The organism is Aeromonas enteropelogenes (genome assembly GCF_000819845.1).
GTDB classification, from domain to species: domain Bacteria; phylum Pseudomonadota; class Gammaproteobacteria; order Enterobacterales; family Aeromonadaceae; genus Aeromonas; species Aeromonas enteropelogenes.
Map to the genome: position 1 here is coordinate 115,286 of NZ_CDCG01000043.1, position 12,137 is coordinate 127,422.

At 59.4% G+C, this 12,137-nt stretch carries 12 protein-coding genes; 5 read left to right on the forward strand and 7 right to left on the reverse strand.

The features are described 5' to 3' along the window. Window positions 1-24 precede the first annotated feature (24 nt). Together BN1123_RS18710 and BN1123_RS18715 are read right to left on the reverse strand one after the other, a co-directional pair. Window positions 25-1,590, reverse strand: coding sequence for an AbgT family transporter (locus BN1123_RS18710; protein WP_026457802.1), 1,566 nt, complete (start codon window positions 1,588-1,590; stop codon window positions 25-27). 140 nt (window positions 1,591-1,730) lie between these two features. Further along, entirely contained in the window at window positions 1,731-3,686 is a 1,956-nt protein-coding gene (locus tag BN1123_RS18715; protein ID WP_042028946.1) for a putative bifunctional diguanylate cyclase/phosphodiesterase, read from the reverse strand. 841 nt (window positions 3,687-4,527) lie between these two features. On the opposite strand from BN1123_RS18715, the gene BN1123_RS18720 reads away from it, so the two are divergent. From BN1123_RS18720 to BN1123_RS18730, 3 genes are read left to right on the forward strand one after another with little or no spacing between them, the layout of a single operon-like run. Further along, window positions 4,528-5,466 carry a LysR family transcriptional regulator gene (locus tag BN1123_RS18720; RefSeq protein ID WP_042028948.1) on the forward strand — a complete coding sequence of 313 codons (939 nt, stop codon included), beginning with the start codon at window positions 4,528-4,530 and terminating at the stop codon, window positions 5,464-5,466. Window positions 5,467-5,520: 54 nt separating this feature from the next. Next, window positions 5,521-6,540 (forward strand): response regulator, encoded by a 1,020-nt coding sequence (locus BN1123_RS18725; protein WP_042028949.1) that lies wholly within the window; start codon window positions 5,521-5,523, stop codon window positions 6,538-6,540. 8 nt (window positions 6,541-6,548) lie between these two features. Further along, complete coding sequence (locus tag BN1123_RS18730; protein WP_042028951.1) at window positions 6,549-6,980, forward strand: PAS domain-containing protein; 432 nt, start codon at window positions 6,549-6,551, stop codon at window positions 6,978-6,980. Between the two features lie 66 nt (window positions 6,981-7,046). Here the strand turns inward: BN1123_RS18730 and ltaE are convergent, their stop codons facing one another. The 3 genes from ltaE to BN1123_RS18745 form a co-directional block, all read right to left on the reverse strand. Further along, window positions 7,047-8,063 carry a low-specificity L-threonine aldolase gene (gene ltaE / locus BN1123_RS18735; RefSeq protein ID WP_042028952.1) on the reverse strand — a complete coding sequence of 339 codons (1,017 nt, stop codon included), beginning with the start codon at window positions 8,061-8,063 and terminating at the stop codon, window positions 7,047-7,049. A gap of 100 nt (window positions 8,064-8,163) precedes the next feature. Further along, window positions 8,164-8,865: an SDR family oxidoreductase gene (locus tag BN1123_RS18740; protein WP_042028953.1), complete on the reverse strand. Its 702-nt coding sequence runs from the start codon at window positions 8,863-8,865 to the stop codon at window positions 8,164-8,166. 87 nt (window positions 8,866-8,952) lie between these two features. Beyond that, a complete protein-coding gene (locus BN1123_RS18745) occupies window positions 8,953-9,360 on the reverse strand; it encodes a transcriptional regulator (RefSeq protein ID WP_042028954.1) in 408 nt (135 codons plus the stop codon). Between the two features lie 126 nt (window positions 9,361-9,486). On the opposite strand from BN1123_RS18745, the gene BN1123_RS18750 reads away from it, so the two are divergent. Beyond that, a complete protein-coding gene (locus tag BN1123_RS18750; RefSeq protein ID WP_042028955.1) occupies window positions 9,487-10,386 on the forward strand; it encodes an aldo/keto reductase in 900 nt (299 codons plus the stop codon). A gap of 79 nt (window positions 10,387-10,465) precedes the next feature. Here BN1123_RS18750 and BN1123_RS18755 read toward each other — a convergent pair whose 3' ends face one another. Together BN1123_RS18755 and BN1123_RS18760 are read right to left on the reverse strand one after the other, a co-directional pair. Next, window positions 10,466-10,744, reverse strand: a complete 279-nt coding sequence (locus BN1123_RS18755) for an RNA recognition motif domain-containing protein (protein WP_026456734.1) — start codon at window positions 10,742-10,744, stop codon at window positions 10,466-10,468. A 216-nt stretch (window positions 10,745-10,960) separates the two neighbouring features. Further along, a complete protein-coding gene (locus BN1123_RS18760; protein WP_042028957.1) occupies window positions 10,961-11,503 on the reverse strand; it encodes a hypothetical protein in 543 nt (180 codons plus the stop codon). 97 nt (window positions 11,504-11,600) lie between these two features. Between BN1123_RS18760 and BN1123_RS18765 the strand changes: the two genes are divergently transcribed. After that, window positions 11,601-12,137 (forward strand): amino acid ABC transporter ATP-binding protein (locus BN1123_RS18765; RefSeq protein ID WP_042028964.1); only part of this gene is annotated, 537 nt, incomplete at its 3' end.

Here is a 12,137-nt window from a genome sequence, read left to right on the forward strand (position 1 = left end):
CAAGGCTCCCTCGCACTCACCCCATCAAGGGGCCGGATAGACATAGGGGGCCTGCAACCCGAGAGGGAAGCCCAGCGCCCAGTAGACCAGCAGGAAGATGGTCCAGCTCACCAGGAAGGCCAGCGAGTATGGCAGCATCATGGAGACCAGGGTCCCGATACCTGTGCTCTTCACATAGCGCTGGCAATAGACAACCACCAGCGGGAAGAAGACCATCAGGGGTGTGATGATGTTGGAGGCTGAATCCCCCACCCGGTACGCCGCCTGAGTCAGCTCGGGGGAGATCCCGACAGCCATCAGCATGGGCACCAGGATCGGGCTGATCAGCGCCCATTTGGCGGAAGCCGAGCCCACCACCAGATTGACGGTGGCAGTAAGCAGGATCATCCCGACGATGGTCACTTCACCCGGCAGCGCCAGAGCGTGCAGCACTTCAGCACCGGAGAGGGCCAGCAGAGTGCCCAGGTTGGAATCACCAAACGCCTTGATGAAGAGCGCACAGAAGAAGGCCATCACCATGTAGGAGCCCATCTTGTTCATGGTGGCCGACATGGCATCGATTACGTCCTTGCCGCTCTTGAAGGTACCGGCCACGAAGCCGTAGACGATACCGGGCAGGATGAAGAGCAGGAAGATGAGCGGCACGATGGACTTCATCACGGGGGCGGCGAAGGTGGTCAGCGAGCCGTCTGCGGCACGCAGGGGGGAATCCGCTGGCGAGAGCGCCAGGGCCAGCAGCGCGATGGCCGCCAGCATGGCAAATCCGGCCCAGTTGAAGGCGCGGCTCTCTTGCGCACTGTATCGCCCCATCTCGTCGGCACTCTCCAGATCGTCGTTGAGGGGCACATGCTTGAGGCGCGGCTCCACGATCTTCTCGGTGACAAACCAGCCGACACAGATGATCAGCAGGGAGGAGGCCCCGGTAAAGATGATGTTGCACAGGGTGTTGACCATGTACTCGGGGTCAAGCAGCTGGGCGGCTGACTGGGTGAACCCCTGCAGCAGGGCGTCACCACCGGAGGGCAGGAAGTTGGCAGCAAAGCCACCGGACACGCCGGCAAACGCCGCCGCAATCCCCGCCAGCGGATGACGACCGGCAGCGTGGAAAATGATGCCGCCGATAGGGATCACCAGCACATAACCCGCATCAGCAGCGGTATGGCTGACGATGGCCACCAGGATCAGCATGGGGGTCAGGAAACGGGCCGGTGTCACTTTCAGCAGTTTTTTCAGGCCGGTATTGATGAAGCCGGATTGCTCGGCAACCCCGACCCCCAGCATGGCGACCAGCACGATGCCAAGGGGGGCAAACCCGGTGAAGGTGGTGACCATGCTGGAGAGGAACTCGGCAAGGCCAGCACCGGTCAGCAGGTTGTTGACGACCACGGCTTCGCCGGTGCGGGGATTGACCAGATCAAACTGGAATTGCGACAACACCCAGGAGCCGACCCAGACGATCAGCAGGGCATAAAGAAACAGCATGGCGGGGTCGGGTAATTTGTTCCCGGCTTTCTCGACACCATTCAGGAAGCGGTTCAACCAGCCGTTGGATTGATTGCCCGGACTGGCATGGACTTCGGCTTGACTCATTATTGCGGTACTCCTTTCCCATGAAATGAGGCCGCATGCTAGCAATCTCTGCTAAAAAGTCCTATGACGCACAGCAAAAAAGTGCACTAAATTGCGAAAAACTTAACATTATAAACTGCAAAAACACGATTCACAGCACATTAATCAATCAACGAGGCAATTCCCACCAGTGGGTAGCTTCCCATTTGACACTCAACCGTGAAGTCGCTCGCTTCCACTTCGGCCACCGTCTGGGGCTTGCTGAACAGATAGCCCTGGAAGGCATGACACCCCTGTGCCTTCAAGGCTGCCAGTTCGTGCGGCTCTTCCACCCCTTCGGCCATGATCCCCAGTCCCAGGCTGGTGGCCATGGCGGTGGTGGCCCGGATCACCGGCAAATTGAGGCCCACCACAAAGGAGCGATCCAGCTTGATGGTGTCGATGGGAAGCCGGTTCAGGTAGGCAAGGGACGAGTAGCCTGTGCCAAAGTCATCGATGGCGATCTTGATCCCCTGCTCGCTCAAGGCATCCAGGATGTCGAGGCATCCTTTCATGTCGAGCATCAGTACCGTCTCCGTCAGCTCCAGCGTCAATAGCGAAGGCTCGACCCCGTGCAGTGCGAGCTGCTGGGCCACCTGTTCCGGCAAGGCGGCGGAGAGCTGGAAACCCGAAAGATTGACCGAGACAGGCACCCGCTTGTGGAATTGTCGCTGCCAAGATGCCATCTGTGCCAGCGCCGTGGTGAGCACCCAGCTGCCAATCTCGCGGATCAGCCCCATCTCCTCGGCCAGGGGGATGAACTCAATGGGAGAGACATGGCCCAGTACCGGGCTGTGCCAGCGCAGCAGCGCCTCATAACCGGTCAGACGACCTTTCGCCACATCGACCTGAGGCTGGTAACTGAGGCTCAGCTCCTGGCGGCCGATGGCCTTGGCCAGAAACTGCTTGAGATTGAGCTTGCGTTGCAGGGTCTGCTGCATGCTGGGAGTAAAGCGCTGCCAGCGCAGCCGCCCCATCTGCTTGGCCTGATACATGGCCATGTCGGCCCGGGTGATGAGATTGTCGCCATCGTCGGCATCATCCGGATAGATGGCGATGCCGATGCTCCCCCCTATGGTCACCTCGGGCAAACCGTTGAGCTGCAGGGGCCTTGTCATCTGGGAGAGCATCAGATCGGCTACCTCCTGGGCCCGATCGGCCTGACCGCCCAGAGGCACCAGCGCGGTAAACTCGTCCCCGCCGAGACGGGCCAGCTCCACATCCCGCGGGCAGATCTGCCTGAGCCTGCCCGCCACCCGTTCCAGCAAGCGATCGCCGGCCTTGTGGCCATAGTTGTCGTTGACCAGCTTGAAGTTGTCCAGATCCATGAACACCAGCGCGAAACGCTCCCCCAGCCCGCAGTAGGCCTCCAGGGACTTCATCAGCCCATAGCGATTGAGCAGGCCGGTCAGGGAGTCATGCCAGGCCAGGTGGCGATGTTCCAGCTCCTCAAGCTTGCGGTCGGTAATATCCCGCATGGTGAGCAGGATCCGCGCTCCCTGCTGGATATAGCGGAATTGAAACTGGAACCAGCGCATCCCCTTGAGGGTGCGGCACTCCCCTTCCGTGACCACTTCATCAAGGCGGGAGAGCTTCTGGTAAAAGCTGTCATCGTTGCCGGGAAAGATCTGGGCAAGCTGTTCGATGCTGCGGCCAAAGCACATCTCGAAGTGATAGTTGCCGCTCTCGAAGCTGCCCTGGCTGTCAAACAGGCAGGCCAGCGTATCCCCGGTCGCGAGGGAAGACTCCTGATAGAGGGAATCGGAGTCCAGTACCGCCTCGGTCATCATCATCAGACGACCCGCCAGCCGGATACCGGAAAGACGCAGATAGATCTGCTTTTTGACCCCCTTGGGAGAGAGGGTCCACCACTCGTTGTAGCTGCGCCCCTGCTTGAAATCCCCCAGGTAGCGCTGCAACAGGAGATCGATGGCGGTAGCCATGTCGGCAGAAAAATCGCGAGCGCGAAGCTCATCCAGGGAAGTTGCTTCCCAGACCGGCAGCGCGGCGTTGTTGGCCCAGAAAATATGGTGATGCTCGATGTCATAGACCCAGATGGGGGTATGCAGAACATCCATCGTTTTCAGTAACCGTTCGTCAAGGGTATTCATCTGGTCAAGGTCATTCATACTGGATGATCACTGGTTAACCGAACAACAGACAACGCACACTGCCATCTGTCGAATGCCGGGTGCACATAATTTGTGCCCACATTTGATCAAGATGGCCTCGAGCAGAAAATACCATTTCAGATATCGGCAACGGATGGCGATATGCTGAAACGACAATAGGACTCAGCCAAGAACCTAGTTATTACAGGTTAATTGCAATATCGATTTTTATCTTTTTTTATCAGCAAAAACAACCACTAAGAGTGAGCCAGCTGACACTGTTTGAAACAATTTGGTACTTTTTTCAGGATATTTTCAATTGACAAACTGTTGAATTCAAAAATTTCCTGTCAATTTATGCCGCCAACTTTCCATTAATTAACCAATTGGCTGGACAAAGCGGCAAAAAAAACGGCAATACGGTTAATATCCGTTCCTTAAGCAGTTTCTGATATACCACTCTGCTACTTTGCGACCAGTTACCAGCCAAACTTGAAATATATGATCAGCATCACACATATGGTGCTCATAAAACCATCGCATTAGAACAAATACTCACGGTGTTGAGTGCCATCAAGATCCCGTGCAGGTGCGAATACCAGCGACGTTGAAACCAGACACCTCCTCGCTGTTCCGGTTAAACAAGTGGCCAAAAAGTGTCTCGAACAAGTCTGCGTGCAGGTGCAGCACTGTTATAAAAGAGGTTTCAGTAGAAATAGAACCCAGATCAATTAAACGCTGAATTGCGCTTGCCAAGGGCAAAGGCTCTTTCTATGGTGACCCCCTTGTTACACCCAGAACAGCGTTTATGAAACACATCGAAGAGTTCTACCTGTTCGTCAAGGTGGTGCAAGAAGGGGGATTCTCCCACGCGGCAGCCGCACTGGACATGCCAACAGGCACCATCAGTCGACGCATCTCCCAACTGGAAGAGCACCTTGGTTACCCCCTGCTCCATCGCTCTACCCGCAAGCTTCGGCTCACTGACGAAGGGCTCAGGTACTATGAGCGCCTGTGCACTCCCCTCGCCCAGATCGAGCAGGCCACCAGCGAGATCCAGGGCAAGGAGGAAGAGATCACCGGCCAGATCCGGGTGGCGGCCCCCGTGGCCATCTCCAATACCATACTGGTCGACATGCTGGCCGAATTCGGGCTGCGTTACCCCGAGGTGCAGTTCGAGATCACCCAGACCAATGATCACCAGCACCTGTTCGACAACGATCGGGATCTGGTGTTCTTCAACGGCGAACTGCCCCAATCCTTGCCCAACGCCCTCTGCCTCGGTCATATCGAGTACGGCCTGTTTGCCTCCCCCCTCTATCTGGCCAAGAAGGGCACCCCCGCCCATCCCAACCAGCTGGAAGAGCACGATCTCATCTACTGCTGGCCCCACCAGCACTGGCAGTTGACCGACAAGGATGGCCAGCACGTTTGCATCAAGCGTCCTGCCAGGTTGACGGTCAACCAGACCCAGGCAGCCGTCAGGGCGGCCAGACGGCATCTTGGGATCGTCAATGCTCCACTGCACTACGTGGCCAGTTTTCTCCACGATGAGCAGCTGGTGCCGGTACTGCCCGACTGGCAAACCGGCAACCGGCCCCTCTACATGCTGCACTGCCAACATCAGTTCGCCCCGCTGCGTGTTAACATGTTTGCAGAATTTGTTGAAAAATACTCGGCACGCTATCGCAACCGGCAGTGGGACAATCAATTTTCACAGGCAAATGCCCTCCCCCATTGCATCTGAGCGTTAGCGGGCAACACTAATAGCAATACTTGCCAACAGAGCCTGCCACGCACCATGAATGTATTGATATGTGATGACTCGGGGTTTGCCCGCAAACAGCTGGCGCGGGCACTCCCCGCCGACTGGAACGTCAACCTGCACTACGCCGCCAACGGTCTTGAAGGGATAGAGCAGGTATTGATGGGACATGGAGATCTCATCTTCCTCGATCTCACCATGCCGGAGATGGATGGCTATGGCGTGCTGGAGACCCTTCAACGGGAGGGGCTTCGCAGCAAGGTGTTCGTGGTCTCCGGTGATATCCAGCCCGAAGCCTACCAGAAGGTCATGGGTCTGGGTGCCCTCGATTTCATCAAAAAGCCCGCATCGCCGGAAACCCTGTGCGCCCTGCTCAAGCAACATGGCTTCTGGCATAGCGCCCCCGGCGGTCAGCCCGTCGCAGCAACACAGCCCGAGAGCGAGCTGGCCGATGCCGGCGTCAAGATTACCCCGGAGATCCGCGACGTCTATCAGGAGCTCGCCAACGTATCCATGGGCCAGGCCGCCGATCTGCTGGCCCGGCTGCTCAACGCCTTCGTGGTGCTGCCCATTCCCAACGTCAACGTGCTGGAGGTCTCCGAGCTGCACATGGCCCTCTCGGCCGCAGCCGATTCGGATACTCTCTCCGCCGTCTGCCAGGGCTTTATCGGGGCCGGGATCGCCGGTGAAGCCCTGCTCCTGTTCCACGACTCCAGCTTCAAGGATCTGGCGCGCCTGATGAATCACCAGGGTGCGCTGGATCGCACCGCCGAGCTGGAGCTCTTGATGGATACCGCCAACGTGCTGATCGGCGCCTTTCTGCGCGGTTACGCCAGCCAGCTCGATACCCCCTTCAGCCAGGGCCACCCCGTGGTACTCGGCCAGCACAGGCCCATCAACGAGCTCATCAACACCAACAAGAGCCGCTGGCGCCGCACCCTGGCCATCGAGATCAACTACCGGATCCAGGACTACGCGGTGCAGTGTGATCTGCTGCTGCTGTTTACCGAAGATTCCATCGCCACCATGAACAACAAAATCATGCACATGCTCTAGGAGTGACCATGGAGATCCGTGAATTTCATTGGCTGATGAACATAGTCCAGAACCTGGACGTCGGCCTGGTAGTGCTCGACAAGGAGTACAAGGTACAGGTGTGGAACGGCTTCATGGAGAGCCACAGCGGCCGGTTGGCGGGTGAGGTGCGCGATGGCGTGTTGTTCAACCTCTTCCCCGATGTGGACAGAGCCTGGTTCGAGCGCAAGGCCAACATGGTATTCAAGCTCAACAACCGGGCCTTCAGCACCTGGGAGCAGAAGCCCTATCTGCTGCGCTTCTCCAACTACCGCCCCATCACGGGCTCGGCCCCCCATATGTTCCAGAACCTGACCCTGGTGCCGCTGGCGGATTTTGGCGGCCAGGTGACCCATATCGCCGTGATGATCTACGACGCCACCGACGAAGCCATGCTGATGACAGGGCAGCGCCAGGGCTGATGCCACCTCAATCGACATACAAAACAATCAGGGCGCCGCGGCGCCCTGATTGTTTATCCATGTTTCTCACGCCCCCAGATACTCGGTAAAGGCGTCGATCACCTCTTCGATATCGTCATCATTGATCTGCAGATGGGTCACCAACCGCAGCTCGCCGTAGCCGGAGAAGAGGATCCCACGCTCCTTCATAAAGGCAAGGAGCGCCTGAGACTCCCCGTTTTTCAGGCGCAGGAACACCATGTTGCTCTGCACCTGGGCAAGATCCAGCTCGATACCGGGCAAGACGGCCAGCCCTTCGGCCAGACGACGGGCACGGCGGTGATCGTCAGCCAGCCGGTGCACATGCTGCTCCAGGGCGAACAGGCCGGCCTGAGCCAGGATCCCCGCCTGGCGCATGCCGCCCCCCAGCATCTTGCGCAGCCGTCTGGCGCGGGCGATAAACTCCTGCTCTCCGACCAGCAAGGAGCCCACCGGCGCCCCCAGCCCCTTGGAGAGGCAGATCGAAATGCTGTCAAACGGCGCGGCCAGCGTGTCGACCAGGGTCTCGCTGGCGATGGCGGCATTGAACAGGCGGGCTCCGTCCAGATGGAGCTTCAATCCCCGCTCGGCGACGAAGGCGCCCATCTGCTGCAGATAGGAAAGCGGCAAGACCTTGCCATTGTGGGTATTTTCGAGGCAGATGAGCCGGGTCTGGACAAAATGGGCATCGTCGGGTACCAGCGCTCCCTCGATATCCGCCAGCGCCAGGGTACCATCCGGCTGCATGGGCAGAGGTTGCAACGCGACCGACCCCAGCACGGCGCTCCCCTGAGCCTCGTAACGATAGATATGGGCTGCGCTCCCCAAGATGGCCCCTTCGCCGCGCTGGCAATGGCTCATCACCGCCAGCAGGTTGGACATGGTGCCGGAGGGCACAAACAGCGCCGCCTGCTTACCCAGCAAACGGGCACCATAGGCCTCCAGTGCATTGACGCTCGGATCCTCACCATAGACATCATCGCCAACGTCGGCATGAAGCATGACCTGGCGCATGGCGTCGGTGGGCTGGGTAACCGTATCACTTCGTAAATCGATATAGCGCATGAGATCCCTCCTAGGCAGAGGGATGACGGTAGCCATGCCACCCCTCCTTGGCAAGGATGACATGATCATATTGTGAAGCGTATGGAGGTCTGCCGCACCGCTACCAGGGCAGCGGCTGTCCATCGAGATCGATCAGCTGGCCGGACTGGCTCAACGCAAGTTTATCGATAAGAACCAGCAACTTGCCCGCCACCTCGGCAGGGGCTTGCAGCGATGTGTCTGGCAGCTCGTCCAGGAAGGGGTTGTTCATCGGGGAGTCCATCAGGCCGGGGGCCACGGCGATCACCCCGGCCTGCGGGAAGCGTCTTGCCCACTCCAGTGCCAGGTTCTTCACCCCCATGTCGAGGGCCGCCTTGCTCATCCGGTAGCTATAGCGCGCCCCCTGTTCGTTGGCACCGATGGAGCCTGCGATATCGGAGATGGCGCAGAGCCACAATGGATGTTGCGGGTTCATCATACGGCTGAAATGGGCCGCCAGGGCCAGGGTCGGCCAAGCATTGGCCAGCAGGCTGTCACACAGCCATTTGGGATGAACCTGCTCCACCCGCTGCTCCGGCATGAAATCGAGACCATGCAGCAAGCCAATGGTGTTGATGACCACCCGGGGGAGCGGCTCGGTGTCGTAGAGGGTAAAGAGGGCGTTGAACGAAAGCTCGTCCACTTCCAGCATGGGGAAGCAGGCCCCGGGGTCGATCCCGGCCGGGCAGCTGCGACCCGCCAGCAGAAAGGATTCCCCCCTGTTCATCAGCTCTCTTGCCAGCGCAGAGCCCAGCGCACCACTCCCGAGGATCAAGTAACTCATTGCCCGTTCCCTGGACCGTTCACTTGCTTAGAGCGTATCAGAATAATCAGACCGTGGTGACCCGACTAAATGGTAATACGCGCGCCGTCAGGCCTCCCCCAGATGGCGGCCAAACTCCCGCGCCAGCGCCAGATCGAGATAACCGTCCGCCTTTTTATGGGTACGTAAAAACTGGTAGTAGGCGAGCAGGATCACCAGCGCCTCCTCGTCGGGCAAAGTCAGCCCGCTGCGCTGCTCCTCGAGCAGCAGCTGCGCCGCCCCCAAGGCTTCCCTGTCCACCACCTCCGCCTGACGGTAGAGGTATCCGCACCCGGTGGCCAGCCACTCCAGCGAACAGTTGGCCCCCATCGCTATCTGGTTGGCCCGCGCCAGCCCGGGCTCGGCCCCTTTCAGGTATTTGCGGATCAGCGCCTCGCTCAACCCCACCTTGCGGGCAAAGGCGCTCACGCTCATCTCCCCGATCAGACTCTGCAACCGTTCGGCAAACCCTTCCACCTGAGCTATCCCCCTGTCAGAACCAAAGTTCGAATCTTGCCTGGCGCCATTATTGCTTTGTCCCTCTCATCAGGCCAAGATGCCGGCAGCCCCTTTTTTACTTCCTGTTTTGCCAAGGAGTCATGCATGTCTGTATCCCGCGTTGCCCTGCATCCGCAAGGCCCCACTTTCTCACGCCTCATCATGGGTTACTGGCGCCTGATGGAGTGGCAGCTCTCCCCCACCGCCCTGCTCGATCTGATGAAATACCATCTGGATCTGGGGGTGAGCACCATAGATCACGCCGACATCTACGGCGGCTACCAGTGCGAGGCGGCCTTCGGCGAGGCCCTGCGCCTTGAGCCTTCCTTGCGCGATCGGATGGAAATCGTCAGCAAGTGCGGCATCGCCCTCACTGCCAACCCTGAGCACGCTCTCAATCATTACAACACCGGCAAGGGGCACATCATCGCCAGCGCCGAGGCTTCGCTGCAAAAGCTCGGCACCGACCATCTGGATCTGCTGCTGATCCACCGCCCTGATCCCCTGATGAACGCAGACGAAGTGGCGGATGCCTTTATCACCCTCAAGCAGGCGGGCAAGATCAAGCATGCCGGGGTCTCCAACTTCACAGCCCGCCAGTTCGAGCTGCTGCAATCCCGTCTGCCCTTCCCGCTGGTCACCAATCAGCTGGAGATCTCGCCGCTCCATCAGGAGGGAACGCTGGATGGCTCTCTGGATCAGTGCCAGCTGCTCGGGATCAAGCCGATGGCCTGGTCCTGCCTCGGTGGCGGCCGACTGTTCAGCGATCCGGCCTGCGAGGGTCTGCGGGGCGAGCTCGAGCAGATCCGCCAGGAGGTGGGCGCCCAGACCATCGAGCAGGTGGTCTACGCCTGGGTGATGATGCTGCCAAGCCAGCCGTTGCCGCTGATAGGCTCCGGCAAGCGGGAGCGGATTGCCGCCGCCGTGGCCTCGGAGTCCATCACCCTCAACCGCCAGCAGTGGTTCCGCATTCGCAAGGCGGCGCTGGGCTACGACGTGCCCTGAGTGGGCAGACCGACGCCAACTAGCGCAGAAACAAAAACGGCATGGGAGATCCCATGCCGTTTTGCGTTATTGAAACACCTTAGCGATGGCGTTGCTGCGGCCGACGGGGGGCATCTGTCTTCGGCTTGGCCTGGTTGACTGTGATGGTACGGCCAGCGACTTCAGTGCCGTGCAGGTCGGCGATGGCCTTCTCGGCCTCTCCGTTAACCGGCATTTCAATAAAGCCAAACCCCTTTGACTGGCCGGTATCGCGGTCGATGATGATATCAACCTTGTCGACCTGCCCAAACTGGCTGAACAGGGTCTTCAGTTCGTCGGCCGTCATCCGGTACGACAGATTACCTACGTAAATCTTCATGCCATCCACTCTCGATTCAAGGTGCCTTCTCTATGCAATTCCCGGCATAACGGTAAGGGCACAACCCCTATGCCGGACCTGCCAGGGCTTCATGCCATGGCCTTCCCCGCACAGTGGCCCAAGTGATTGATCTCTTGGGCGAACATGCAGACAAGATCAATTCGAGTCACTGGCAGTATCCGAGCTTTGTCCGGGATTGTCGAGAAAATAGTCGATTCAGCCCGGCTGCAGCGTCGCCAGTTGTCGGGCCAGAGCGCGCCGGCCGTGCCATGCGCGTTTGAACCCGAAACGGTAGACACCATGGCTCACCAGATGGAGCGACTCCTGCCTGAGATCCAGCAGCGCCATGGCCTCGGCCAGCTCCTGCTCGCTCAACAGTAGATCCAGACTGAAGTCGAGCCACTGGCCATCATGGCCGACCCGCCGCTCCCGCTCGAAGGCCACCAGCCGATCGCGAGGCAGCGCCAGCGCCTTGTCCTTCGGGCCGTTGAGCAGATAGAGATGAGCGTCGTCCCAGCCCAGTTCCGCCATGCGCCAGGGCTGCCAGCTGCGGGGCAGCGACACCATGAGGCCCGTGATACCGCCAAAGATCAGTCCCACCCAGTGGATCAGGGCCATGGCCTCCCGGCCATACCATACAGAGGCGGCCACCACGCCCCAGCTCACCAGCCACAGCAACAGGATAACGAGGCGATAACGGGCCACCGGCGGCATCAAGAGGTGTAGCCCCGGCGAGGCCAGCAAGGATGTAATACGCATGAGAGACTCCTGCCATCGAAAAATGGCGCCATTGTGAACAGCCATCAGGGCGCTGACAAGGGGGTTTTCTTTGTCATGTCCCCACAAAATCAATACCATGGCATCAACGACTCTCAATGGAACCGATTCATTGACCAGCACGCCCCCTTGCGTCCGTTTTTGTGGCGTCAACAAACGCTATGGCGATTTTCAGGCCCTCCACCAGATCGATCTCACCATTGAACGGGGTGAGAAGTGGGTGATCTGCGGCCCGTCTGGCTCCGGCAAATCAACCTTGATCCGCACCATCAACGGCCTGGAGAAGATCGACGGCGGCCAGCTGTTCCTGTTTGGCGAGCCCGTTACCCCCGCCTATCTGCGCCGGCTGCAAGGACGGGTCGGCATGGTGTTCCAGCAGTTCAACCTCTTTCCCCACATGACGGTGCTGGAAAACCTGATGGTGGCGCCGGTGCACACCCTGGGGCTGCGCCCGGCCGAGGCCAAGGCGCGGGCCCTGACGCTGCTGGAGCGGGTGCGCATCCAGGCCCAGGCCGACAAGTATCCCCACCAGCTCTCGGGCGGCCAGCAGCAGCGGGTAGCCATTGCCCGTTCCCTCTGCATGCAGCCCGAGCTGATGCTGTTTGACGAGCCCACC

What these genes read in the sequence shown, in the direction of transcription:
- BN1123_RS18710 (WP_026457802.1), bottom strand. Translation starts at nt 1,590, where the DNA reads ATGAGTCAAGCCGAAGTCCATGCCAGTCCGGGCAATCAATCCAACGGC.
- BN1123_RS18760 (WP_042028957.1), bottom strand. Translation starts at nt 11,503, where the DNA reads ATGCGTATTACATCCTTGCTGGCCTCGCCGGGGCTACACCTCTTGATG.
- BN1123_RS18720 (WP_042028948.1), top strand. Translation starts at nt 4,528, where the DNA reads ATGAAACACATCGAAGAGTTCTACCTGTTCGTCAAGGTGGTGCAAGAA.
- ltaE (WP_042028952.1), bottom strand. Translation starts at nt 8,063, where the DNA reads ATGCGCTATATCGATTTACGAAGTGATACGGTTACCCAGCCCACCGAC.
- BN1123_RS18740 (WP_042028953.1), bottom strand. Translation starts at nt 8,865, where the DNA reads ATGAGTTACTTGATCCTCGGGAGTGGTGCGCTGGGCTCTGCGCTGGCA.
- BN1123_RS18750 (WP_042028955.1), top strand. Translation starts at nt 9,487, where the DNA reads ATGTCTGTATCCCGCGTTGCCCTGCATCCGCAAGGCCCCACTTTCTCA.
- BN1123_RS18730 (WP_042028951.1), top strand. Translation starts at nt 6,549, where the DNA reads ATGGAGATCCGTGAATTTCATTGGCTGATGAACATAGTCCAGAACCTG.
- BN1123_RS18725 (WP_042028949.1), top strand. Translation starts at nt 5,521, where the DNA reads ATGAATGTATTGATATGTGATGACTCGGGGTTTGCCCGCAAACAGCTG.
- BN1123_RS18715 (WP_042028946.1), bottom strand. Translation starts at nt 3,686, where the DNA reads ATGGATGTTCTGCATACCCCCATCTGGGTCTATGACATCGAGCATCAC.
- BN1123_RS18755 (WP_026456734.1), bottom strand. Translation starts at nt 10,744, where the DNA reads ATGAAGATTTACGTAGGTAATCTGTCGTACCGGATGACGGCCGACGAA.